21 protein-coding genes and 1 tRNA gene are annotated in these 20766 nt (G+C 72.2%); 11 read left to right on the forward strand and 11 right to left on the reverse strand.

Going from position 1 to position 20766, the window contains the following annotated elements; genetic code table 11:
• Nucleotides 1-16: 16 nt before the first annotated feature.
• Genes ACFZCD_RS17895 through ACFZCD_RS17905 form a run of 3 tightly spaced genes read right to left on the reverse strand, consistent with a single transcriptional unit; the run spans nt 17 to nt 2468 of the window.
• On the reverse strand, nt 17-1675 hold the full coding sequence (locus ACFZCD_RS17895; protein WP_391831795.1) for a multicopper oxidase family protein: 1659 nt from the start codon (nt 1673-1675) through the stop codon (nt 17-19).
• On the reverse strand, nt 1672-2067 hold the full coding sequence (locus ACFZCD_RS17900; RefSeq protein WP_391831797.1) for a hypothetical protein: 396 nt from the start codon (nt 2065-2067) through the stop codon (nt 1672-1674). The genes ACFZCD_RS17895 and ACFZCD_RS17900 overlap by 4 nt, the downstream gene beginning before the upstream one ends.
• A gap of 53 nt (nt 2068-2120) precedes the next feature.
• Nucleotides 2121-2468 carry a darcynin family protein gene (locus ACFZCD_RS17905; RefSeq protein ID WP_391831799.1) on the reverse strand — a complete coding sequence of 116 codons (348 nt, stop codon included), beginning with the start codon at nt 2466-2468 and terminating at the stop codon, nt 2121-2123.
• A gap of 125 nt (nt 2469-2593) precedes the next feature.
• Between ACFZCD_RS17905 and ACFZCD_RS17910 the strand changes: the two genes are divergently transcribed.
• Nucleotides 2594-3313, forward strand: a complete 720-nt coding sequence (locus ACFZCD_RS17910) for a TetR/AcrR family transcriptional regulator (RefSeq protein WP_391831801.1) — start codon at nt 2594-2596, stop codon at nt 3311-3313.
• Nucleotides 3314-3357: 44 nt separating this feature from the next.
• Here the strand turns inward: ACFZCD_RS17910 and ACFZCD_RS17915 are convergent, their stop codons facing one another.
• Together ACFZCD_RS17915 and ACFZCD_RS17920 are read right to left on the reverse strand one after the other, a co-directional pair.
• Nucleotides 3358-3600: a DUF6255 family natural product biosynthesis protein gene (locus ACFZCD_RS17915; RefSeq protein WP_391831803.1), complete on the reverse strand. Its 243-nt coding sequence runs from the start codon at nt 3598-3600 to the stop codon at nt 3358-3360.
• Complete coding sequence (locus ACFZCD_RS17920) at nt 3597-3932, reverse strand: hypothetical protein (protein WP_391831805.1); 336 nt, start codon at nt 3930-3932, stop codon at nt 3597-3599. The genes ACFZCD_RS17915 and ACFZCD_RS17920 overlap by 4 nt, the downstream gene beginning before the upstream one ends.
• 160 nt (nt 3933-4092) lie before the next feature.
• On the opposite strand from ACFZCD_RS17920, the gene ACFZCD_RS17925 reads away from it, so the two are divergent.
• The 6 genes from ACFZCD_RS17925 (at nt 4093) to ACFZCD_RS17950 (ending at nt 7710) form a co-directional block, all read left to right on the forward strand.
• On the forward strand, nt 4093-4941 hold the full coding sequence (locus tag ACFZCD_RS17925) for a helix-turn-helix domain-containing protein (protein ID WP_391831807.1): 849 nt from the start codon (nt 4093-4095) through the stop codon (nt 4939-4941).
• Complete coding sequence (locus ACFZCD_RS17930; RefSeq protein ID WP_391831809.1) at nt 4938-5135, forward strand: DUF397 domain-containing protein; 198 nt, start codon at nt 4938-4940, stop codon at nt 5133-5135. Before ACFZCD_RS17925 ends, ACFZCD_RS17930 begins: the two co-directional genes overlap by 4 nt.
• 226 nt (nt 5136-5361) lie before the next feature.
• Entirely contained in the window at nt 5362-5505 is a 144-nt protein-coding gene (locus ACFZCD_RS17935) for a DUF397 domain-containing protein (RefSeq protein WP_391832254.1), read from the forward strand.
• Nucleotides 5506-5557: 52 nt separating this feature from the next.
• Nucleotides 5558-6100: a GntR family transcriptional regulator gene (locus ACFZCD_RS17940; RefSeq protein WP_391832256.1), complete on the forward strand. Its 543-nt coding sequence runs from the start codon at nt 5558-5560 to the stop codon at nt 6098-6100.
• A 160-nt stretch (nt 6101-6260) separates the two neighbouring features.
• Nucleotides 6261-6333, forward strand: a tRNA-Arg gene (locus ACFZCD_RS17945).
• A gap of 135 nt (nt 6334-6468) precedes the next feature.
• On the forward strand, nt 6469-7710 hold the full coding sequence (locus ACFZCD_RS17950; RefSeq protein WP_391831811.1) for a winged helix DNA-binding domain-containing protein: 1242 nt from the start codon (nt 6469-6471) through the stop codon (nt 7708-7710).
• Nucleotides 7711-8929: 1219 nt separating this feature from the next.
• Here ACFZCD_RS17950 and ACFZCD_RS17955 read toward each other — a convergent pair.
• Both ACFZCD_RS17955 and ACFZCD_RS17960 read right to left on the reverse strand, forming a co-directional pair.
• Nucleotides 8930-9655: a rhomboid family intramembrane serine protease gene (locus ACFZCD_RS17955; RefSeq protein WP_391831813.1), complete on the reverse strand. Its 726-nt coding sequence runs from the start codon at nt 9653-9655 to the stop codon at nt 8930-8932.
• 105 nt (nt 9656-9760) lie between these two features.
• Nucleotides 9761-11275 (reverse strand): MFS transporter, encoded by a 1515-nt coding sequence (locus tag ACFZCD_RS17960; protein WP_391831815.1) that lies wholly within the window; start codon nt 11273-11275, stop codon nt 9761-9763.
• A gap of 83 nt (nt 11276-11358) precedes the next feature.
• Between ACFZCD_RS17960 and ACFZCD_RS17965 the strand changes: the two genes are divergently transcribed.
• A complete protein-coding gene (locus tag ACFZCD_RS17965; RefSeq protein WP_391831817.1) occupies nt 11359-12054 on the forward strand; it encodes a TetR/AcrR family transcriptional regulator in 696 nt (231 codons plus the stop codon).
• A gap of 44 nt (nt 12055-12098) precedes the next feature.
• On the opposite strand, the gene ACFZCD_RS17970 is transcribed toward ACFZCD_RS17965, so the two are convergent.
• Both ACFZCD_RS17970 and ACFZCD_RS17975 read right to left on the reverse strand, forming a co-directional pair.
• Nucleotides 12099-13409: a M64 family metallopeptidase gene (locus tag ACFZCD_RS17970; RefSeq protein WP_391831819.1), complete on the reverse strand. Its 1311-nt coding sequence runs from the start codon at nt 13407-13409 to the stop codon at nt 12099-12101.
• Between the two features lie 164 nt (nt 13410-13573).
• A complete protein-coding gene (locus ACFZCD_RS17975; protein WP_391831821.1) occupies nt 13574-14956 on the reverse strand; it encodes an alpha/beta fold hydrolase in 1383 nt (460 codons plus the stop codon).
• 34 nt (nt 14957-14990) lie between these two features.
• Between ACFZCD_RS17975 and ACFZCD_RS17980 the strand changes: the two genes are divergently transcribed.
• Nucleotides 14991-16391 (forward strand): helix-turn-helix domain-containing protein, encoded by a 1401-nt coding sequence (locus ACFZCD_RS17980; RefSeq protein ID WP_391831823.1) that lies wholly within the window; start codon nt 14991-14993, stop codon nt 16389-16391.
• Between the two features lie 539 nt (nt 16392-16930).
• On the opposite strand, the gene ACFZCD_RS17985 is transcribed toward ACFZCD_RS17980, so the two are convergent.
• Complete coding sequence (locus ACFZCD_RS17985; protein ID WP_391831824.1) at nt 16931-17122, reverse strand: hypothetical protein; 192 nt, start codon at nt 17120-17122, stop codon at nt 16931-16933.
• A gap of 1000 nt (nt 17123-18122) precedes the next feature.
• On the opposite strand from ACFZCD_RS17985, the gene ACFZCD_RS17990 reads away from it, so the two are divergent.
• Complete coding sequence (locus ACFZCD_RS17990) at nt 18123-18821, forward strand: response regulator (RefSeq protein ID WP_391831826.1); 699 nt, start codon at nt 18123-18125, stop codon at nt 18819-18821.
• 80 nt (nt 18822-18901) lie between these two features.
• On the forward strand, nt 18902-19957 hold the full coding sequence (locus ACFZCD_RS17995) for a sensor histidine kinase (RefSeq protein WP_391832258.1): 1056 nt from the start codon (nt 18902-18904) through the stop codon (nt 19955-19957).
• A gap of 77 nt (nt 19958-20034) precedes the next feature.
• Here the strand turns inward: ACFZCD_RS17995 and ACFZCD_RS18000 are convergent, their stop codons facing one another.
• Nucleotides 20035-20481, reverse strand: a complete 447-nt coding sequence (locus ACFZCD_RS18000; RefSeq protein WP_391831828.1) for an STAS domain-containing protein — start codon at nt 20479-20481, stop codon at nt 20035-20037.
• Between the last annotated feature and the right edge of the window lie 285 nt (nt 20482-20766).

The following is a 20766-nucleotide window of genomic DNA, read 5'->3' on the forward strand; positions in this document are numbered from 1 at the left end:
CGGCCGACCGGCGAAGTCAGATCACGTCGAAGTTGGCCATCATCGCCATGTCCTCGTGTTCGAGGTTGTGGCAGTGCAGCATGTAGCGGCCCTTGTATCCCGTGAACCGCACGAGGACTTCCACCACCTCGTACGGCCGGACGTCCACGGTGTCCTTCCAGCCGCCGTCCGTGACCGCCGGTGGCCTGCCGCCCCGGGCGGTCACCTGGAACTGGGCCAGGTGAAGGTGTACGGGGTGGTGGAAGTCGCTGCTGAAGCGCCAGCGTTCCACGCTGCCGAGGCGCGGGCGCGCCAGCACGGTGCCGGTGCCGAACGGCCGCCCGTTGATCGTCCACATCTGCCGCTCGCCACCGCCCTCACCCTCGCCCCCGCCCTGCGTGCGGCGGAAGTCGAACGTGCGCACCGGCAGCTCGTCCCTCGCGCCCGGGGACAGCCGGCCGGAGGACGGGGACAGGCGGCCCGGGACACGGCTGTCGTCCTTCTCCTTGCGTACGACGTGGAAGCGCATGACGTTGCGCATGCCGCCCTCGGCCGCGGTGTTGTGCAGAGTGACGGCGCTGCCGACCGGGAAGGCGGAGAAGTCGACGACGACGTCGAAGCGTTCGCCGGGCGCCATGTCGACCGCGTCCAGCGGCCGGGGCGCGGCCAGCAGGCCGCCGTCGCTGCCGATCTGGACGAACCGCCCGCGCGCGCCGCCTCCCGCGTCGAGCCGCAGCCGGTAGCGGCGGGCGTTGGAGGCGTTGAGCAGGCGGAGGCGGTAGCGAGTGGCGGAGACTTCCAGGGCGGGCCAGGGCGCGCCGTTGACGAGCTGGACGTCACCGAGCACGCCGTCAGGGAAGGCGTCGTGTGCGCTGCGGGCACTGCGGGCGTCGCGCTCGGCGTGAGCGTCCTGTGCAGAGTGAGGGTCATGCTCGGAGCGGTGGCCGGGGTAGCGGAAGGAGCCGTCCTCCTCGAAGGAGCGGTCGCACAGCATCAGCGGCACGTCGCGGTCCCCGCGCGGCAGCGGGAGGCGGTCCTCCTCGTCGTCACCGATGAGGAAGAACCCGGCGAGGCCGCGCCAGACCTGCGGGGCGCTGAAGTCCATGCGGTGGTCGTGGTACCAGAGGGTCGCGGCCCGCTGCTCCAGCGGGTACGTGTAGCTGCGGTAGCCGACGGCCGTGCGCCCGGCGTGCTCGCCGGTCATGCCGTCGTACGTCCGGCCGGGCGCGCAACGGGCGGGCAGGAGAAGGTCGGTGGGGTAGCCGTCGGACTCGGGCGGGGTGACGCCGCCGTGCAGGTGCGTGACGGTCGGCACGGTGAGGCTGTTGCGCACCTGCACGACGGTCCGGCGCCCGGAGCGGGCGGCGAAGGTCGGGCCGGGGAAGATGCCGTCGTACCCCCACACCGTCGTCCTGCGCCCCGGCAGAATCTCGACCCGGCCCTCCCGCTGCTCGACCTCGTAGAAGTCGGTGCCGTGCGCGCTGCGCACCGGCCGGGCGACCGGCGGCACCGGCAGCGGCACGCGGAACGGTCCGGGCAGCGGGCCGGCGCTGGCGAGGACCCGCCCGGTGCCGGTCCCGGCGACGCGGGACCAGCCGGCCGCGCCCACGGTGATGGCCGCTCCGGCCGCCGCCGTCAGCCCCAGCAGCCCCCGCCGGGACATCGGCAGGCGCCTGGTCGGCGTGCTCGGTGTCATTCGGCGGCCCCCTGCGGCGAACGGACCGGCAGGGCCGAGGTGAGGGATGGCGTGTCCGTGCCGGTGCGGTGGGCGAACGCCCAGTACGTCAGGGCGGTCGCGCAACCGAAGACGGCCATGCCGAGCGGCATGTGGCCGGCCAGGACCCGCGCCTCCCCCAGCCCCTGCTGCACGCTCACCAGGCCCACCAGTCCCGCGCTCGCCGCGGCCGGCCACAGCGGCCCGCGCGCGGCGCGCCACACCACCAGCGCCGCGGCCGTCTGGACGACGGTCAAGGCGCTGAGCACGCCGGCGTTCGCCGCGTGCCAGGTGAGCAGGTCGAGATCACCGGTGACGAACAGACCGGCCAGGGCCGCCTGCGCCAGCGTGTCCAGCAGCACCAGCACGGTCACGGCCCGCAGCACGCGCCACGGCCACCGGCGCGCGGGCGCCCCTCCGCCTCCGGTCACCGGGGCCCGGCCCCGGCCGCGACGGCCTGCTCGTAGGCGTGGAAACCGTCCTCGACGCCCAGGAAGACGTCATTAAAGGTGAGGTAGCCCTCGGCGATGACCGGGGTGTCGCGCAGGGCCTCGACGAGGAAGTAGTACGCACCCAGGTCCGCCGTCTCCAGCACGGCGAAGTCGGAGACGCGCCCGTTGAAGGCCTCCGCGTCGAAGAACCGGGCCTTCACCCGGTCCGCGTAGGCGGCGAAGACCGGCTCCAGGTGCTCGGCACGCATCGCGTTGCGCTGCTCGCGCGACAGCGCCAGCCAGCGCGGCGTGACCGTGTAGGTGAGCACGATGCCGTAGGTCATGAGGTCCCCCGGAGAGTCGCTAATTGCTAACGCCGTTAACTTTCGGCGCAAGCTAAAGTGATAGGTGTTAACTTTGTCAAGGGCGGGCCGCCTCGGGGGCAGCCAGGGAAGGTGGGTGCACGACCGTGCCGAGCACACCGGGAAGCGGGACCACCGGCCGGCGTCACCGCGTACGCGAAGAAGCGCTGGCCGAGATCCTGCGCACCGGCCGCCGGCTCCTGGTCGAGGAAGGGCCGTCCGCCGTCACCCTGCGGGCCATCGCCCGCGACATGGGCATGACCGCCCCCGCCCTCTACCGCTACTACGCCGGCCACCGCGACCTGATCCAGGCGCTCACCTCGCACCTGTACGAGGAGCTGGCCGCAGCCCTCGCCGAGGCGCGCGACCGCCGGCCCGCCGGCGATCCGGGGCAGCGGCTGCGGGAGGCCTGCCGGGAACTGCGCCGCTGGGCCCTGGCCCACCCCCGCGAGTTCGGCCTGCTGTTCGCCAAGCCGGTCACGGACGCCGACACCGCGCCCGGCTCGGCCGCGCACGACCCCAGCTGGCGCTTCGGCTCCGTCCTCCTCGGCCTGATGGTCGAACTGTGGCACCGCGGCGGCATCCGGCCGCCCGCCGGCCTCGATCCCGCGTGGATCCGCCAGCTGGAGGAAGTGCGCGAGCACCTGGCGGGCGAGCCCGTCCCCCTGGACGTGATCTACGTCTTCGTCTCCTGCTGGGCCCGCCTGTACGGGGCGGTGGCCGTCGAGGTGTTCGGCCACCTCGACTTCGCCCTCACCGACCCCGAGCCGCTCTTCGAACACGCCCTGCGGGACGTTCTGGCCGCGTTGGGTGCGGGCGACGACTAGGCGGTCCGAGGAACCCTGCGACAAGGGGGTGTTACCGGGCGGGGTTACCGGGCGCTGTACGACAGCCCCCACCACGTCCGGCGCCGACCGGTGCGCGACATCAACTGAGCGGCCGCCCGGTCCGCGGCGAGCGCGGCACGGCGGGACGGGGCCTGGGCGTGCGGGAGGCCCGGGGGGCGGAGGGCCGCGTACTCGGTGAAGCGGACGGTTCCGCAGTCGCGGCAGCGGGCCTCGCCCCGGCTCCGGGCCGTCCACCCTCCGCGGTGAGTGCAGGCATGCACGGTCACACGCCTCCCATGTGGACGGCGCGCCAGTGGCGGCGCTGGAGCACGAGCGCGTCTCCCGTCACGACGGGATCACCACCGGCGGCGGCTTCCCTGTAGGCGGCCTCCAGTTGAGCGCATTCGGTGCACCCGTACATGGGCCGCGAACCGGCGGGCCACAGCCCGACGGCCTCCCGGTCCTCCCGGGTCGCCAGCCGCAGCGACCCGAACGGCACCTCCCACTCCGGACCGCCCCCGGGCCGCCTCAGCGTCACGCGACTGCCCACGACTCCGATCACTTGCGCGATCTGTCCTTCGGGCGTGTCCACCACGAACGCGCCGACCCTGTAGGTCATCGCCTCACGTCCCTCCCGAGTGCCCTTGGTAGCAGCCACATCGTCCCGCTTGGCGCGGACGGCGCCTAAAGTTTCGCCTGCAGTTGCCTCGATTGAGTGAACGCTCGCACATGCCAGTGCAGTTGAGGTCGCTAGAGTCGGACCGCAAGGAGGTAATCGCTTGTCCGACATCAGGCCCACCCTGTTGCGCCGTAGGCTCGGCGCAGCGCTGAAGACCTTGAGGGTGAGAGCCGGCCTCAACCTCGCCGAGGGCGCTGAGCTGCTGGGCGTGTCCGGCCCGACTCTGAGCAAGGTCGAGAACGGAAGGCAGCGCACCGACCCGGAGAGGTTCCTCACCGCCTACGGAGTCACGGACGCGGCACGCCTCGCAGAGATCAGGGAAATCGCGAAGCTGTCCGACGGCAGCCGCCACCAGAGCCTCTACGTGCAGTACAAGGACGTCATCAGCGATCGATTCGCCGACTTCCTGGAAATGGAGCAGATCGCCACCCGCATGGACCTCTACGCGGCGCTTCTCATCCCAGGAGTGTTGCAGACGTTCGACTACGCCTCTGCGGCCCTCGGAGGCATCAGCGTATGGAGGACAGCGCGTGAAACGCGAGCATCCGCAGAGCTACGCATGAAGCGCCAGGAGATCCTGACCTCTTCTCCACTCGTGATGCGATGCGTCCTGGACGAGGCATGCCTCAGGCGAGAGCTGGGCGGACCTTCCGTTCTCCGGCGGCAACTTGAACATCTACTCGTCGTCTCTCAGTGGTCGAATATCGAGCTGCAGGTCATTCCGTTCAAGGCAGGCATGCACACGGGCCTGGACGGCGCCTACACCATCTTCCACTTCGAGATCGGCTCTCCCGTCGTGGCCGTGGAACCGCTCACGACGACTCACTATCTTGAAAAGGATGACCAGGTCGCCCGCTACGACGCCGCGTTCGATCGCCTGCGCACTCAAGCGTTGGGCCCCGAAGCATCCCGCGACTTCATCGCAAGGATCGCCAAGGAGACACTGTGAGGTTCAAGAAGAGCAGCTACAGCTCTGGTTCCGTTGACACCTGCGTAGAGATCGCCCTCCCGGAGGGCAGACCCATACCCACACCCATACTCATACGCGACTCCAAACGGCCCGAAGGGCCAACCCTCTGCGTCGCCGCCGAGCCGTATCGTTCCTTCACCCGAGCCATCCGGGACGGCGAACTGGGAGCATAGGTCCGAAACCGCCGACCAGGGCCGCCGCGCGCCCGCCTCACCGGGACGGCGAAGAGCCCCGGTGAGACGGTGACACAAGAGGCGTTGCGAACCCAACGCGCTCCGGGGACCACTTGCAGGCCCAGGCACTGGACACGGAGATGTCTCGCGACTTCATCCGCAGGATCACCAAGGAGCTTCAGTGAGGTTCAAGAAGAGCACCTACAGCGCAGCGGCCGAGGACTGCGTGGAGATCGCCCTCCCTGAGGGCTTGCCCGCTCCCATACACATACGAGACTCGAAGCGGCCCCAAGGTCCGACTCTTCACGTCGCCGCCGAGCCGTATCGTTCCTTCACCCGAGCCATCCGGGATCGCGAGCTGGGAGCGTAAGCCCGTGACCGACAACGGCACCGACATTGACACCCGCTGGGTCAGCAGCTCCATGCCCTATCTCAGGCCGCGCCCACAAGGCGCTCCGGACGCGTGGAGCGCGGAAACCGCCGCCCAAGGCCGCCGCGCGCGGCAGAAAATCGTCCACGCCGGCGAAACCCCCGCCCCGGAAACCGTCGCGGAACTCCTCCGCATCCCGGTCGGCGAGACCGTGATCGTACGGCGCCGCATGATGCTGCTGGACGATCACCCCCACGAGCTCACCGACACCTACTATCCGGCCCACATCGCCCGCGGCACCCGTCTCGCCGGGACGGCGAAGATCCCCGGCGGGGCGGTGACGCTCCTGGCCGAGCTCGGGCACGTGGGCGCGACCGTCCACGAGGACGTCATCGCGCGGATGCCCGGCCGCGAGGAGCGAGAGGCGCTGCAGACCGCTCCGGACGAGCCGGTGCTGCAGCTGACGCGGCTCACCCTCCAAAGCGACGGGCAGGCGATCCAAGTGGACCTGATGGTCATGCCCGGCCACCGCCAGCGCCTTCATTACGAGATGGCACTACCGAAAGAGCCGCAGACGGCGGGCTCGTCGGGCTAGCGACTTCATCCGCAGATCACCGAGGAGACTCGGTGTGATGCGCACCGCACTACGGGCGTCGGCGCGCCGTCACCGGCGGTGACGGTAAAGACCACCCCTCCGCGTCGGGTAATATTGTTCCCGCAACGCCGACGGGTGATCGCTATCGCCCCGAAGCCGAGCGCTCGTAGCTTAACGGATAGAGCACTTGACTACGGATCAAGAGGTTGCAGGTTCGAATCCTGCCGAGCGCACATTTCCCTGAAAGGGCCGGACGCCGGAGCGTCCGGCCCTTTCTCATGTGGTGGAGCGATACCTGGCGAACGGCGCCGGCCACCCAGCTCGCCGGAGGACGGATTCCGTCCTCCATCACCTCTACGCTCGCCCTCATGAGCAGCAGCACGCGCCCGCGCATCTCGGACGACTCGCGCCGCGCCCGCCTCGCCAAGCGCCACCTCCTGCACCCCGCCCACCGGGCCGGGTCCACCGAGGAGGTCGCGGACGCCCTCGTCGGGCTGCACGCCACGGACGCTGCGACGGTCTACCTCTCCGCCTGCGCGCGGCTGGCCGAGCCCTCCCCCGCCGACGTCGAACGGGCGCTGTACGAGGACGTGTCCCTCGTCAAGCTCCTCTCCATGCGGCGCACGCTCTTCGCCGTCACCACGGACCTCGCCCCGTACGTGAGCTCCTCCACCGCCCGCGCCATCGCGCTCCGGGAACGGGCGACGCTGCTCAAGCACCTCCGCGAGAACACCGAGGGCCACTCCCCCTGGGACGAGCAGCGCCTCGCCCGCACCGAGCGGGAGGTTCTCGACGCGCTGGCGGCGCGCGGTGAGGCCACCACCGCCGAGCTCAGCAAGGACGTGCCCGCCCTGCGCGAGACGCTCCTGATGTCGCCGGGCAAGCCGTACGAGAGCCGGCAGAGCGTCGGCAGCCGCGTACTGCGGATGCTCGCCTCCGACGGCCACCTGCGCCGCGCCCGGCCGCGCGGCTCCTGGACCAGCAGCCTCTACCCGTGGGCGCTCGTTCCGCAGATCCCCGACATGGACGTGCGCGAGGCGAAGGCCGAACTCGCACGCCGCTGGCTCGCCTCGTACGGACCGGCCACGGAGGCCGACCTGAAGTGGTGGACGGGCTGGACCCTCGGCGACACGCGCAAGGCCCTGGCGGACATCGGCGCCGAGGAGGTCGAACTGGCGGCGGCCGGGTCGGCCGGCTCTGCTGGCTCGGTCGGCTACGTGCTCCCGGGGGACACCCTTGAGGATGAGGAGGCCGCCGCGCCCTGGGCCGCCCTCCTGCCCGGCCTCGACCCGACCGCCATGGGCTGGCGCGGCCGCGACTGGTACCTCTCCCCCGACCACGTCCCCGCCCTCTTCGACCGGGCCGGGAACATCGGCCCGACCGTGTGGTGGAACGGCCGCATCGTCGGCGGCTGGGCCCAGCGGGCGAACGGCGAGATCGTCTGGCGCCTGCTGCCGGAGGCGGGGCGCGAGGCGGGCCGAGAGGCGGGGCGGGAGGCCGAATCGGCGATCGCCGCGGAGGCAGCCCGCCTGGCGGACTGGCTGGGCCCCACCGTACGGATCACCCCCCGCTTCCGCACGCCTTTGGAGAGGGAACTGGCGGCGGGGTGAGGGTGGGGGTGGGGGTTGTGGTGCGGATCCGTGGGTTGGGTGCGGGTCAGAACAGGCTGGCAGCAGGGGGAGGGGTGGGGGGTGCGGGTTCGGTTGCTTTTGCCTGGGGCGGGTGGGTAGCTGGGCGCCGTACTCCTGCCGTCACGGATGCGGGTGCGTGAGGAGACCGGTCTCTCCGGCCGTGGCTGAGGGGGAGCTGGCTGCTGCCGCGATGTGGCTGGGCCCGTCGTGGGCGCTTCGCTCAGTTCCTCGCCGTTGTGGCTGAGCGGGCGAGTGCGGAGGGGAGGGGGTTTGCGGGTGGTGGGCTGTTCTTGGCACGAAATCCACCGGCCGGGGCCTGGTCCTGGCGGATAAGGGGGCTCAACTGCCTGTCGGCGGCCTTCTTACCCTTCTAGGTCCGAGAATTCACCGGTTGGAGGGTCATGGGGGTGGATATCGGGGCCTCAACTGCTTCCGGCGGTCCTTGTGCGCTTCCGGCCCGGGGATCAACCGGCCTGGGGCTCGTACGGGTGGATATCGGGGCTCAACTGCTTCCGGCGGCCTGCTCGCCCTTCCCGGCCCCGGAATCCACCGGCCGGAGGGCCATGGCGGTGGATATCGGGGCCTCAACTGCCTCTGGTGGCCTTTTCTCGCTTCCCAGCCCGGGAATCCACCGGCCGGAGCGTCATGCGGGTGGATGCCGGGGCTCAACTGACCTTGGGTGGCTCTGGTGAGCTGCTCGCCCTTCTCAGCCCGGGAATCAACCGGCCTGAGCGTCGTAGGGGTGGATATCGGGGCCCCAACTGCCCTCTGGCCGCTTGTTCGCCCTTCTCAGCCCCGCTATCAACCGGTCTAGCCCTCAGGCGGGTGGATATCGGGGCTTAACTGCCCGCCGCGCACCTCAGCAGACCCACCAGCTCCGCCCCATCCCACCAGCCCCCACTTAGGGTCAGTCGCCCGCTCAGCTACAACGGCGGGGAACTGAGCGAAGCGCCCACGACGGCAGGCACCACATCGCGGCAGCAGCCAGCTCCCCGCCAGCCACAATCCCACCGCAAGGTCTCCTCACGCACCCGCATCCGTGACGGCAGGAGTACGGCGCCCAGCTACCCACCCGCCCCAGGCAAAAGCAACCGAACCCGCACCCCCCACCCCTCCCCCTGCTGCCAGCCTGTTCTGACCCGCACCCAACCCACGGATCCGCACCACAAACCACCCCCCACCCCACCCAGCCCCGCCGCTACATCAGGCCCAAGTCCTCCAGCTCCTTGTGCAGGGCCGCTCGGGGGTTCCCCGCCGGCGCGGGGAGGCCCGGCTTCCCGGACGCCTTCCCCGGCCGCCCCTCCCCCTGCCGCTCCCGCCGCTCCCGCCGCTCCCCCCGCTCCCGGAACAGCCAAGCCCCCGCCACCCCGCCCACCAGGCCGCCCAGGTGGCCCAGCCAGCTCACGCCCGGGGTGCCCGGTACGGCGATGGTGAGGAGGTAGGCGTACGACGCTGCCATCACTACGCCGATCAGCGTGTCGATCAGATGGCGGTCGAACAGGCCCCGGACCACCACGTACGCGAAGTATCCGAAGACCAGGCCGCTGGCGCCGACCGTCCGGGTTCCGGCGTCCCCGAACACCCACTCCGCGAGCCCGCTGCTCGCCATCACCAGGACGCTCAGGCCGAGGAAGCGGGCCACGCCCCGGTACGCTGCGAGGAAACCGAAGACGAAGAGCGGGCCGGAATTCGCCTCGATGTGCTGCCAGTTCCAGTGGAGGAATGAGGAGGCGAATACGTCGGGGAGCGTGCCCAGGTCGCCGGGGACGACCCCGTGGTGGCGGGAGAAGGCGTAATCGCTTCCCCAGTTCGCCAGCTGGACCGCCCACACCAGGGCCAGGAACCCGAACATCACGAAGAAGGCCTTTCGCGCCTCCGCGAGGATCTGTTCCGCGTCCCCGTGCCCTCTGCCGAACCCACTCATGTGAAACGTGCTTCCCTTCCCGGGCGGCTCTTCTCGCCGCAGACTTACGGCATAGTGCCTGATCAGGGAGCCGCCCGGGCCCAGGAGCTATACCTGGGTGCCCGTTCACCGGCCCCGTTCCGCCCTCGGCAGTGCCAGCGCTCCCGCCCCCGCGGCCGCCGTGAAGCCCGCGGCCACCAGCAGTGCCCTCCCGTATCCCGCCGCTCCGCCGCCCGCGTGCGCCGCGATCGTGCCGAGCAGGGCCAGGCCCAGTGCCCCGCCGACCTGGCGGGACGTGTTGACGAGGCCCGAGGCCAGGCCCGCCTCGTTCGCCGCCGTGCCGCTGGTGGCGGCGGCCGTGACCGGCGTCAGGGACAGGCCCGCGCCCAGGGTGGCCAGAACGAACGGGCCGAGCACGTCCGTGACGTAGCTCCCGTCCGCGCTGATGCGCGACAGCCACACGAAACCCACCGTGCTCAGCGTCATCCCCGTGACGATGAGCGGCCGCGGACCGGTGCGGGCGAGGAGGCGGGTGGCGGTCTGCGCACCGACGATGATGGCGACGGAACCGGGGATGAAGGCCAGCCCGGCGCGGAGGGCGCTCAGGCGCAGGTCCTGCTGGAAGTACAGCGAGAGCATGAACCACATCGAGAACGCGGCCGCGCCCATGCCCAGCACCAGCAGGTTGGCGGTGGCGACCGTGCGCCGCCGAAGGATCGCGAGCGGCACGAGCGGATGCGCCACCCGCGCCTCGATGCCCACGAACGCCGCGAGCAGCAGCGCCCCCGCCGCCAGCGGGCCCCACACCACCCACTCGCCCCAGCCGTGCGTCCCGCCGGCGATGGTGCCGTAGACGAGGGCCGTCAGGCCGGCGGTCACGGACAGCGCGCCCGGCAGGTCGAGACGGCGCAGCCCGCCCGGCGCGGGCGTCCGCGCGGCAGCCGGTCCGCATGCCGCCGCTGCAGCCGGTCCGTGCGCCGCAGCAACCGGTACGTACGCCGCCGCCGCGGCCAGCAGCCCGGCTCCGATGGGGACGTTGACGAACAGCACCCACCGCCATCCCGCGTACTCCGTGAGCAGCCCGCCGACCACACCGCCCACCGCGCCGCCCGCCGCCATGACCGCGCTCCAGGCGCCGATGGCCCGCGTACGGGCGGCCGGTTCGGTGAAGGTCTGCATGAGCAGCGTGAGGGTGGCGGGTGCGAGGACGGCGCCGCCGATCCCCTGCACCGCGCGGGCGGCGACCAGCAGCGAGCCGCTGGAAGCCAGGCCGCCCACGAGGGAGGCGAGCGTGAACGCGGTGACGCCGGTGAGGAAGGCGCGCCGCGTGCCGACGAGGTCGGCGGCCCGGCCGCCGAGGAGCAGCAGGCCGGCGAAGCCGAGGGTGTAGGCGTTGACGATCCACTGCTGGCCCGCGGCGCTCATGCGGAGTTCGGCGCGCATGGCCGGGAGGGCCACGTTCATCACCGACACGTCGAGGATGACCATGAACTGGGCCACGCACGCGATCACCAGGATCGCCGTCGTGGCGGGGGTGGAGGGCCGGCCGGTGGTGTCCCGGCCGGCCCCGCGTATGGCGGGTGAGGATGCGGGGTCGGGGGTGGGCGGGGGTGTGGATGGTGACGGGTCGGCAGCTCGCATGGCAGTGACGCCCCCTCAGAAATAGAGAAGCTCCAAAAATGTAGCATCTCTATTTTTGCTTGCCGCACGGCTATTCTGAGGTCATGAGCCCCAGCACGACGGCCGCCCCCGCGCCCGGACTTCGCGGTCGCAAGCGCGAACGCACCCGCCGCGCCATCGCCGAAGCCGCCTTCCGTCTCTTCGCGGACGAGGGTTTCGACTCCGTGACGCTCACCCGGATCGCCGCCGCGGCGGACGTCGCCCCGGCGACCGTCTTCACGCACTACGCGTCGAAGGAGGACATCTTCTTCGGCCGCCGGCACGAGTTCGAGGCGGGCATCGCCGAGGCCGTACGGGGGGCGCGGACCGGCGCCGAGGTCATCGAGGGGATGCGGCGCGCGTGCGCCGAGGCCTTCGACGCGGTCCTCACCGAGGACGCCCTGGCCCAGGCGCGCATCTTCTCCCGCATCCTGCTGGACAGCCCTTCCCTGCGCCGCAGTTACCTCCCACTGGCGCGCGAGCGCCGCGAGCAGCTCCTGGCCGCGCTGCTGGAGCGGGCGGGGGAACGGGCCGCGGACACGGGCGTACGGGGTGAGCTGGAGACCTTCGCCTCCCTGGCGGGGACGGTCCGGGAGACGGGTTTCGACGCCCTGCACGGGGCGCTGGCTGCGGGCGAGCCGGTCGGGCGGGTCCGGGAGGCGGCGGATGCGGCGCTGGAGCGGGGGTTCGGGTGGCTGGGGCGGGCTTATGCGGGGGCGGAGTTCTTGGAAGAGCCCTCGCGCCGTTCCCCGCGCCCCTGACGGGGCGCGGGGCGCGTGGTGTCAGCACGCCGTAGGGCGGTCGCTCAGCGCGTTACCTTCCACGTCAGTGAGCCCGCCAGCCGTTTCTTCAACTCCGGGTCGAGGACGGCGTCCGTCCGGTCCACCGCGCGGGCCGTCAGCGTGTGGGGGCGGCTGTCGGCGGGGATGCCGAGGGCGCGGGGGGTGACCTCCGTGCGGCCGCGGGCGTTCACGGCCTCTAGGCCGTCCACGTACCAGCGCACTGTCGCCGTCGGGACCGCCGGCCGGACGGTGACGCGTTCGCGGCGGGAGACCGTCCCGGAGGGGCCGCTGTCGCTGGTCAGCACGCTCGCGTGGCGGTAGAAGCCCGCGATCATCGCTTCGCGACCGGGAAGGTTGAACTCCCGGCCCAGCGTGCGCATGATCGAGTTCTCGGTGGGGCGGTAGAGGCCCTTGGGGTAGTAGCCGCCGCCCTCGAAGGAGCCGACGGGGCCGCCGTCCGGTGAGGTCCGGCCGATCCAGCGGTACCACTTCTGCCGCTGCGCCGCCTGCTGCCCGGCGTCCAGGGCGCTGACGTTGGCCTCGCGCGGTTCGGCGCCGGTGTAGGTGCCGTACTCGTCGTACTGGTACTCGTCGGCGAGCTTGCCGAGCGAGTGGCCGGTCTCGTGGACGGCGACCTGGTCGGACTTGGGGTGGTCCGACGACGCGGTGGCAATGCCGTCGTAACCGACCTGCGAGACGACGTCGTTGTAGCCCGCGCCGCCGTACTTGGTGGAGTTGGACAGCACGACAACGAGGTCGGCGGCCGGCGCCTTCGCCGCGTACGACTCGACGCGGGCGGTGTCGACGCACAGCAGCCGCTCCACGTCGTCGCAGAAGAAGTACGAGCGCAGGGCGGTGTCCTTCGTGACGCCCTTGGCGGGGTCGTTGGTGACGCCGGACTCGCGGGAGACGGCGTCGACCGCCCAGACGTTGAAGAGGTTCCGGTACGAGGCGTACGGCTCGACGGCGGACATGTTCGCCCACTTGGTGCGCACGGCGGCGTGGAAGGCGTCCTGCTGGTCCGCGGTGTAGCCGTCGCCGATGAAGACGACGTCCAGCTTGGAGCCGACCGGGCCGTTGGTGACGACCGGGGTGACGTCGCCGTCGCCCTTCGCGGAGGGGAGCAGCGGGCGCGGCAGGGCGGGGGACGCGGCGATGGTGGTGTGGCGGGGGTGGCCGTCGGGGCCGGTGAAGTACTCGACGTCCTGGGTGCGTTGCGGGTGCGCCCGCGCGGCGGCCGCCGGATCGGCCGGGGCGGCTGCCGCCGGCGCCATGGCGGCCAGGGCGGCGGCGAGCGCCAGCCCGCCGACCGCGAGGGATATGCGTCGTCTCATGGGGGGTTCCTCCCGAGCTCCGCCGCCACCGATTAAGCAGCGGATCAAGTCGCTTTAAGGCGCGGCTTAACGTAGGGGCTCGGGAGGGGCCGGGCAATGGGAACGACCGAAGAAATCCGCCGGGTCAGCGGAAGTTCACGCCGTGTGAGCCACGGCTCGCGCGCTCACGCCTCGTCGCGTACGAGCCTCAGCAGCCGGTCCAGCACCGTGCGGCCGCCCGCCCGCAGCCCGTCGTGCTCGAACTCGTCCGTGACCCACGTCCGCAGCCCGCGGATCGCCCGCGCCGTCCGCAGCGAGTGCGCGGTGTCGACGTAGAGGTCGTCGTGGTAGACCGCCGCCGCGACCGGGACGGTGTTGCGGGCGAGCTGCTCGGGGTCGTACAGCGGCGTCCAGCCCTTGCGCTCGGCGAGGAGTTCGGCGGTGTGGCGCAGGGGGCGCAGGGCGGGGTGGGTGCGCAGCATCCAGGGGTGGACGGTCTCGCCGGTGAACAGGAAGCGCCCGCCGGGGCCGCCGTCCGCGGCGAACTGCGGGAACTCCGCCCGTACGCGTTCCGCCGCCCAGTGCGTCGCCGTCCCGTCCTGGGCATAGATGGCTTCGTGGAGCAGTGCGTAGAGCGGGCAGTGGGCGTGGGAGAGGATCGCCGCGACCTGTTCGCCGAACGCGTCGGAGAGCCGCGGCCCGGCGACGGTGCCGACGAAGGCGTCCTCCAGGAGGTAGTGCAGGCGGTGCGAGCCGTCGCCGGTGCCGAGGAGGATGCCGAGCTGCTGGAAGGCCTCGACGGACAGGAGGGTGCCGTCGGCCAGCACTTCCTCGTGTTCGGCGAGGTGGGCGGCGATGCGGCGGGCGGCGGCCTCGTCGCCGGGGTAGCGGGCGTAGTGGGCGAGGACCTTGCGCTCCATGCGCGGGTAGGCGGCGCGGTAGACGGCGTCCGCGTCGGCGCCGAGGCCCGGCAGCCCGCCCGTGATCAGCACCTCGGCGAGGCCCTCGGGAGCGTGGGAGAGGTAGGTGACCGCGCAGAAGCCGCCGAAGCTCTGCCCGAGCACGGTCCACGGCCGGTCGCCGAGGAGCTGCCGCCGGATGTGCTCGCAGTCGCGGACGATCGAGTCGGCGCGGAAGTGCGCGAGGTAGTCGGCCTGCTGGGCGGGGGTGCCGCGGAGCGGGAGGGTCTGCCGGGTGGCAGGGGTGGAGCGGCCGGTTCCGCGCTGGTCGAGGAGGAGGACGCGGTAGTCCTCAAGGGCGCGGTCGAGCCAGTTCTCGCGGCCCACGGGGCGGCCGGCCGGGAAGCCGGGGCCGCCCTGGAGGTAGACGAGCCAGGGCAGTTCGTCGTGCTGCCGGCTCGCCGCGACGACTTCGCGCGCGTAGACGCGTATCTGCTCGCCGGCGGGGTCGTCGTGGTCGAGCGGCACGTCGAAGTGGTGATCGGTCAGGACGAGCCCGGGCTGGCGCAGCACCGACGGCACCGCAGCGCCTGCTGCTGCCGCACCGAGCGCCCCTCCGAGCCTCTGTACGCCCCCTGCGAGATCCTGCCCGGCGCGGGCCTCCGGCATGGTTCCATCCTCACGTCGTCACGTAATAGCTGAAATGCACGGCGTAACCTACCGAGGGGCACCAGTGGCCGAGAACAGCACCCACGGCATACGGGCGGACGCGCCCGCCGACATCGGCCGGCGCGTGCTGCGGCTGCGTACGGCCAAGGGCCTCACCCAGCGCCAGCTGGCCGAGCCGGCCTACACGGCCGCCTACATCTCCACCCTGGAGGCCGGCCGGGTCCGTCCCTCCGAGACCGCCCTGCGCCATCTCGCCGACCGCCTGGGGACCACCGTCGACGAGCTCGCCACCGGCCGCCCCGCCCATCTGGCGACCGGGCTGCGGCTGCGGCTCACCGACGCCCGCCGCACCCTGGCCACCGGCGCCGCCGAGGACGCCGCCGCCCTCTACGCGGCGCTGCGGGACGAGGCGGCGGGCGCGGAGCTCGTCGCCGAGCAGGCCGCCGCGCACCTGGGGCTCGGCGACTGCGCCCTGGAGACCGGCGACCTGGCCGAGGCCCGCGACCACTACGCCGCCGCCGAGACCCTGCTGGCCGACGAGCCGCTGCCGCGCCGCGTCCCCGCCCTGCGCGGCCGCGCCACCGCCCACCTCCTGGCGGGCGAACTGCGCTACGCCTGCTACCTGCTGGAGACGGCCCTGGACGAGCTGAACGCCTCCGGCCTGCACGACCCGGACGCGCTCCTGCTCCTCTACACCGCCTCCATCGCCCCGTACATGGACATGGGGGCGCACGCCCGCGCCGCGCACGCCGCCGAGCTGGCGCTCGCCCTGGCCCCCCAGGTGGACGACCCGGCGCTCGTGGCCGGCATGCACCGCGGGGTGGCCCGCACGCTGATCGCCGAGGGCCGCATCAAGGAGGCCGACGCCTCCCTGGCCAAGGCCCAGGAGCTCTACCAGCAGCTGCACATCCGCACCGAGCTCGCCCACTGCCACTGGATGCGCGGCTACGTCCGCGCGCAGAACGGCGACCTGGAGGGCGCCGAGAGCGAGCTGCGGACGGCGCGCGACATGCTGGCGTCGAAGCGGGCGGCGCTGTTCACCGTGCAGGTGGAGGTGGAGCTGGCCGACGTGCTGCGGCGGCGCGGCAAGCGGGCCGAGGCGGAGCGGCTGCTGAGCCCGCTGCTGTCGCCGTCGGCGCTCGGCGCCGAGCGCGGCGCGGTGCACGCGGGCGGCGCCCACCGGCTGCTGGGCCTGATCGCGGAGGAGCGGGGGCTCACGGAGACGGCGGAGGAGCACTACTGCGCGGCGCTCTCGCTGCTGGAGCGGACGGGGGCCGCGGGCGACCTGGCCGACCTGTGCCGGCTGCTGGGCGACCTGCTGCGGCGCACCGGGCGGGTCGAGGCGGCCCTGGACGCGTACCGCACGGGCCTCGGACACCGGGCCGCGCCCGGGACGACGACGCTGGGACCGGCACCGGCCGCACCACCGATGTGACGAAGCCGCTCACCCGGGCCTGGGCCGGCCGCGCCGCCGTCGAAGTGGGCACGCGAGCACCACAAGGTGATCGTCTTTGTGGAAGGCATCGGCGGAGGCCGTCTCGTCTTCGGCTTCCGCAACCCGATGGACCCCACCAGCGAGCTCATGATGTTGATGCTTGCCTTTGCGGCACAGGTGGAGTCTCAGAGGGTCAGCGACCGTGTGAGCGGGGCACGTCCGCCATGAGGCGCATGGCGCTTCGGTGGTGTGGCGGGCAGCCACCGTACAGGTATCTGCCCGCCCCTATGCCGAAGGAACACGGCGGTGTCGGTTGGACGCTCGTACCCGGGCCCAGGGGCCGTGAAGGTCGACGAGTACGTGACGGGCTGACTTCCCCGTGGCCCTGGTCGACGTGGATCACGTGCGGCCCCTCAGGGTTTCACGTGTCTATCGCCGTGGACCGTAACCCATCGGAGTTCAGCAGTGAGGGTACGGACGGCAGTGCGCAAGCGTCGTGCCGTCCGTGCCACGTCTGTCCGGTGTCCGAGCTGTGTCGCTCAACTCAGGCCGGGGAAGTGCTGGATGACGGTGGCGACGCCATGTTGGAAGAGGTCGGCAACGGCTGAAAAGGGGAACATCACCGGGGCCAGCAGCATGGTGAACCAGCTTTCGTAGTCCTGTGGTTGAGCGCTCGCACTGCACGGCGCCGCTGCCGTATTACCCGAGCCACTGTCCGAGGATGCGCTCATCATCCGAACGGGGGCGGGCGTGAACGCCTATCCCCTTGTTGAGGTCGCTCCCTTGCCCCGCAGCCCCCCCTTGCAGTGTCCCCGGGTACCCCGGCACAGCCCCGCACACGGAAAGCGCGCACGGCACGGAGATGACGTCGGCGGATGGCCGGCGGACACCCGCCATCGCGCAGCCGTCCAGCGGACGGACGAGGAACGGGCGCACACTGCCCGTACCTGCGACACGCCGCGAACAAGATCGGCCCGTCTCTTCCCGTATGCCTTCCCGGCGAACCGCAGGAGCGCGGGCGCAGCACTCAACAGCACGTGCCGGCCTGGGCGGCACCCGCACCAGCGCGCCCGTGATCGTCCGCCACCTCGTGACGGGCAGCAGCCACGGCGTGACCTTCTACGCCTGCCCCTCGTGCGTACCGACGCTCACTCCCGGCCCGCACACGGGCGAAGTGATCCGTCTCCCCCCTGAAGCAATCCCCCGCCCCGCCCGGATCGCTCCGGGCGGGGCAAGTTTGGCCACTCAGAAGTTCCCCTTCCGAGCATCGGGCCGCCGCTTGTGGGGGATGCGGCGGTCCGCGGCCGTGTGCCGCAGCACCTCACTGCCGGTAGGTCAGTCCCGGCATGCTGCAGTACGACAGCACTCTGCCGCCCCCGGGCCCCGCTGGGAATCCACCGCGGGTCCAGGCTCGCCCCCGCCGATGGGAGGGGGCCCCTCCGCCGATCGGGGGGACGGGACGGGAGGGACGGGGCGCCTCTCGTAGGTTTCTTCCGGGTCCCTTCCAGTTTTCGCCGAATCCTCCCGAGCTCTCCCGGGTTCTCCCGCCCGTCCGCGGAGTGAGCAGGCGGAGCGCCACGCTCCGTTTACGGTCATGGTTGTCGGACCCGTGCGGCAGGCTGGTGGTCCTGACCGGAACCGGACCCTCGAGAACGGGGTCTAGCGGGTCGTGAGCACACAGGGACCGGACGGGCAGAGCCCGGGCGGTAGGCGTGGAAGAGGTAACGGCAGGTGATCCGTGTTGCGGTGGTGGACGACGAGCAGCTCGTCCGGTCCGGGCTGCGGATGATCCTGGGCACGGCCCCGGACATCGAGGTGGTCGCCGACTGCGGCGGCGGCGAGGCCGTCGGCACCGTGCGCGACTGCGCCCCAGATGTCGTCCTGCTGGACATCCGGATGCCGGACGTCGACGGGCTGACCGTGCTGCGCGCGCTGCGCGCCGCCCCGCAGCCGCCCGCAGTCGCCATGCTCACGACCTTCGACGCGAACGAGTACCTGGCGGCGGCCCTGCGCGGCGGCGCGACCGGCTTCCTGCTCAAGGACACCGACCCGGAGCAGCTCGTCCAGGCGGTGCGGACCCTCGCGGCGGGCGGCAGCGTCCTCGATCCGGGCGTGACCCGGGCGGTGATCGGCGGCTATCTCGCGTCCGAGGCGGAGACGACGGCCGCCGAGGCGGTGGCCGTGCTCACCCCGCGCGAGCGGGAGGTGCTCGCGCACCTCGGGGCGGGGCTGGCCAATCCGCAGATCGCGGAGCGCATGGGGCTCGCGCCCAGCACGGTGAAGGACCACGTCCGCGCGGTGCTCGGCAAGCTCGGCGGGCTGAACCGCGTCCAGGCCGCGATCGTCGCCGACCGGGCGGGGCTCGTCACGACGCAGGGGAAGCAGCGGCCGGGGGAAGGCACCGCAGCCGCACAGGACGGCACCCGTTGACCGCCTTCTCCGGCCTCCGCCCGCTGCCCCCGCGGGTCCGCACCGCCCTGCCGATCGCCGTCCCCGCGCTGATCGCGGCCATGGACGCCCTGCTGGTCAACGGGCCGAAGGCCGGGCCGGCCCTCGGGGTGTCGCTCGCGGCCGCGGCCGCGCTGCTGTGGCGCAGGCGCTTCCCGGTGACCGTCTTCGCGGCGACGCTGCCCGGCATCTACATCGGCTACATCTGGTTCGCCCCGATGATCGCCCTGTACACGGTGGCGACCCGGCGCACCGACCGGCGGCTGCTGGCGGGGGCGGCCACGCTGCTCGCCGCCGCGCACTTCCTGCCGTACCCGATCTCCGAGCTCTCCTTCGACGACCGGCGCGAGCTGGCCCTGAAGTTCGTCGACGCGTGGGTGACCGCCGCCACGCCCATCGCGCTCGGCCTGCTCACCCGCACCCGGCGCGAGCTCGGCGCCCGGCTCGACGAGCTGACGCGCAGCCGCGCGCGCGAGGACCGGCTGCTCGCCGACCAGGTGCTGGCCACCGAGCGCGCCCGGCTCGCCCGCGAGATGCACGACGTCGTCGCCCACCAGGTGAGCCTGATCAGCCTGCAGGCCGGCGCCGTGCAGATCAGCACGGGGGACGAGCAGGCGCGCGACGGGGCCCGCAGGATCCGCGAGCTGTCGGTGCGCACGCTGGAGGAGCTGCGGCACATGGTCGGCATCCTGCGCGCCGCGGGGGCCGACACCGAGGAGCTCACCCCCCAGCCGCGCCTCGCGGACCTGCCGCGGCTGATCGAGCTGAGCGCGCTCGACGTGACGTACGAGAACACCTGCGGTCCGGAGGCCGGGCGCTCCGAGGCCGTCGAGCGGGCGGCGTTCCGCACGGTGCAGGAAGCGTTGACCAACGCCCGTAAGCACGCGCCCGGTGCGCGGGTACGGGTACGGGTCGCGGAGGACGCCGCGGAGAGGCTGCTGGTGGAGATCCGCAACGGGCCGCCGGACGCGGCGGTGCCGGCACCGGGGCTGCCCGGCGGCGGGCACGGTCTGGTGGGGCTGCGCGAACGGGCGCAGAGTCTGGGAGGAACGCTCGAGGCGCATGCGACGCGGGAGGGCGGATTCGTCGTACGGGCCGGGTTCCCGCGGGAGGGGTAGCAGCGTTCGGACGAGGGTGATGACGTCGTCCGTGGCAAATGGGACCTAGTGGCGGACGGGGCCTGGCGGACGGCGCCTCAGGCGGACTGGGCGGGGAGGGGGTCGCCGGTGCCGTCGAGCCCCTCGTGGGTGGCCGTGGCCAGGTCCGGGTAGATCTCGAAGAGGCGGCGCACCCCGAGTGCGCCGAGCACCCTATTGACGTGGGAGCCGTCCGCCGCGCCGCCCTGCGGGGGCAGGATGAGTCTCAGCCGCCCCTGACAGGAGCGCATCAGGCGGCGGGCCGCGATGAGCACGCCGACGCCGCTGGAGTCGCAGAAGCGCACCTCGGCCAGGTCGAGCACGAGACTGCGCCGTCCGTCGGCGACCGCGTCGTGCACGCGTTGCCGGACCACCGGCGACGTCACCAGGTCCATCTCGCCGGAGACCCGGAGGACTGCCCAGTCCCCGCGCTCGGCGTCCTTCACCTTCAGCGTCACGCGCTCGAAGCCCCTTCGCTCGGTGTCTCGCTCCCCGGAACGGACCATTCCGCAGCCGTGGCTGCCCGGCGTCTCCCCCGTCTCTCCCGCGCGAAACGCCCGTGGGACCGGATGTGCCGCACCGGCCCCCAACGAGCCTATGCCCAGCTCGAACCCTTAATCCCCAAAGTTCCGGTCACACCCGCATAACACATCGGCACATTCGCGCACGTACGATCCGTAACGATCGGCCAGATGTGCGGAAGGTGACCGGGGCAATACCACCCGGAGCCGCGCGGCGATGCGATCTTCACGATGTTCCCCGCAAAGGCGGCCTGACTGTCGGACCCGGCC

Origin of the sequence: Streptomyces sp. NPDC008001 (genome assembly GCF_042958085.1) — a bacterium.
GTDB lineage: Bacteria > Actinomycetota > Actinomycetes > Streptomycetales > Streptomycetaceae > Streptomyces.